The organism is uncultured Gimesia sp. (assembly GCF_963972345.1).
GTDB lineage: Bacteria > Planctomycetota > Planctomycetia > Planctomycetales > Planctomycetaceae > Gimesia.
Map to the genome: position 1 here is coordinate 1 of NZ_CAXAVM010000339.1, position 3,183 is coordinate 3,183.

Sequence of the window (3,183 nt, forward strand, 5' to 3'; positions counted from 1 at the left end):
AGCCCAAATGGTGGATTTCGAAAGGTGAGAGGCCAGACGGTCCTTTTGACGTTGACATGATACGTGGAAGAATCAAGGCACTCGAGCTCTTTCCAGATAATCTTGCCTGTCCTGTGGGCGGTGATGAGTGGAGACCAATTAGAGATTGGAAGGAGGCGTTCGAAGACGCAATCGCCGCTGCTGCCTCACTGCTTCCACCACCTCCGCCGCTCAATTTTTCCCCTGATTGTGTTAAGACGAGTTCATCTCCTGAAGAGATGGCCATTCGAAAGAGTGGAGAAAAGAAACCAATCTCAGAAAATTCGCAGGGGCAGCCTAAAGCATCCTCCGAATTCCCCAAAAATATTGCCTCTGGAGCAAATACCCCTTTTGAGGGCAATCTCCAGGGAAAACTGGATCTAAAAGAGTACGTGCAACCAGGCTGGCTTTTATACCTGATGATTATGGTTCCGTTTTTTTTGCCAAATTTTGGATCGACTCCTGGCAGCCCGTGGTTCCTTGCCATCGTTGCGACGATCTTCGGTGGTATTGTCTTTTCAGTTTTGATTCACCCCCGGGGAAACAGTTACGGGATCGGCATAGGAGCATTTCTCTTCACATTCGTCATTGCAATACCGTTGCTCTTTTTCTTCCAAGATATGGCTACCAGGTATGCTGGAGTCACTTTTTCGGAGGTCATGAAGGGCGGTGAAGGGCGTTTCAAACTATTTTTCTGCCTGACCTGGTTGATCGGAAATGGCTACAACCAACTCTCCCCTGAAGATCTGGGGGCGAGCCTTCCCTTCTTTTATCAATTAATTGCGATGTTCTCGAGTGTCGCTTTATGCGAGGAAGTGCTGAAACTCGTTCCCGTAATGTTCATGGCTAATTGCGCTGGGGAAGGGAGGCGGAAAAACGTGTTGTTTACTGGAGCCATGTCAGGGCTCGGATTTGGAATTGTAGAGGGAGTGCTGTACCACTCCCAGATGTATCAGCCTCTGGAAATGCCGCTCTCTATCTATATGCTGCGTTTCTTCTCGGTAGCAATGCTGCATGGCTGCTGGACGGTAATTTCAGCGGCCTGTTTTTATCATCTCACAGAAAATCCGGATGATAAGTCTCATAATCCACCAACAGACATCTTTGAATATACGTTTTTGATTCTAATTTCGGTGATCGCTTCGATGACACTACATAGTCTCTATAATGTCCTCGTTTCACGGTCTTTCTTTCTGGGGCTATTGATGGCATGGTTGACAGTATTTATCACTGTGCGAGTATATTACTCTCAACAGGAGCCAGAGAATCTGCGTGGTACAGATTCAGCTGGATGCTCTACATAACAACGAGCATCTGAAGTATCAATTCGCCCCGATTCTCTTCAGCACAGTAAGGCAAAAAGATACCAGTCCAGTGGATTCCTCACAAAAATCCCGATAAGCGTTTTTTTTCAGCACAATCTGCCTGGTGGTGTGTGCAATTCACAGCCCCAAGCCAATCTAGAAAATCGATCCTTGAACTGCTTCCCGACAGGCAGGCAGCCTGCCCCTGGCCTGGCTCTATTCTGGATAAATAGATAATCGAACAATACCAAAGTAAATAAGCCATTGGCTCTGTCGGCCCAGAGCATAAAAACGGAACTGAAACGTCGCCTTTCTTCAAGTTTCATCTACTGCAGAGAGAATTGATGCATCAGTATCAACCCATGTGTCCAGTACCTTGGGTGAGTAAAGCCCATTGCCCCATGCATAATGTCACATACCAATATATAATAAGGACTTACAGAACAGACTACTAAACCTGTAAGACTGATAATCTTTCACCAGCTTATGGTTTGCACTGAAATGCAGATCTCATAGATGATTTTCGTAACTCTCTTGTGCCATTTGGTCCTCTCAAGGTGTACATTAAGGTAGATGCATGAAATGAAGATGAAGGCACCTGGGAACCGCAACCATGGAACTGGATCGTCTGATCACATTTTTTTCCACGAATCCATCTGCGAAGCTGCTGCGCGCCAATCAAGCGGCCTATATCGTTTATTTCCTGAACCAGCACTTCAAAACAGACGGGAATCTGGCGACTCCGCATACTGAACTTCTGCAGAGTCTGAAAGGTTTTCTCGAACATATCCATGAAACCGATCCGGAGGTACTGAGGGACAATGCGGAAACTTACCTCAATCAGTGGTCTACTGGTGAGACGCGCTGGCTGAGGCGATATTACGACTCCCAACACGCAGATTCTGTCTTTCAACTGACGCCTCATTCTGAAGATGTCCTGAAATTTCTGACGGATGTCACTGATCATTCTCTCGGTTTTGTCGGCACGGAGTCCCGCTTCACCCGCATTCTTGAGACGCTGTCTGATATTGTCATCCGTGGCTCTGCGGACCGGGAACGTCGATTGAGTTATCTGCAAGCGGAACGTGATCGTATCGAGGAAGAGATTCAATCGATCGAGTCGGGCGAAATCGTATCAACACACAGTTCAACCGCCATCCGTGAACGATTTTCGGACGTCATCTCTGATCTGATTTCCCTGCAGGGGGATTTTCGAGCTGTAGAAGAATCGTTTAAGTCCATCACGCGCGATGTTCAAAAACAGCAATCGGAGGCAGTGGATTCTCGCGGGCAAATCCTGGGTTCTGCACTGGCTGCGGAAGACCGCCTAAAGGATGAAGACCAAGGGGCCAGTTTTCAAGCGTTTTTCAAAATGCTGCTGTCCCAGTCGAAGCAGAACGAACTGGAAAAGATGGTCCGACAACTCGATGATCTAGACGAGCTGGCTTCTCAGACGGAAGGGAAATCTCGCGTCAAAGGGATGATTGGCAATCTATCAAAAGAAGCGGCACGAGTTCAGCAGACAACGCGACGACTGAATGCGACGCTCCGCCGGCTACTGGATTCCCGTATCAGCACGACGCGCCTGCGTCTGGCAACAGTTTTACGAGAGATTCACTCAGCAGCAGTCCGGCAGGCAGAATCACAACCCGAAGCAGAAATCGAAGTCTTTACAGAGATTGATCTGTTTAACGGTATGGAGCGTCCTTTCTGGCAGACTCCGATCCAGTTTGAGGCGATGGAACTGAAGCAGGAAGAACCAAACGAAGCTGAGCGGTTGAATGTCTTCCAGAAGCTTGCTGGAATGCAGCGGCTCGACTGGGATACCATGCGATCTAATATTAAGAGTCAAATTGAATTT

General features: G+C 47.8%; 2 protein-coding genes. Both read left to right on the forward strand.

All coding sequences use genetic code 11. The features are described from left to right. The coding region (locus AACZ40_RS28745) for a PrsW family glutamic-type intramembrane protease (protein ID WP_339677076.1) at window positions 1-1,322 on the forward strand (1,322 nt) is incomplete at its 5' end. Window positions 1,323-1,935: 613 nt separating this feature from the next. After that, on the forward strand, window positions 1,936-3,183 hold a 1,248-nt coding region (locus tag AACZ40_RS28750; protein ID WP_339677079.1), incomplete at its 3' end, for a DUF3375 family protein.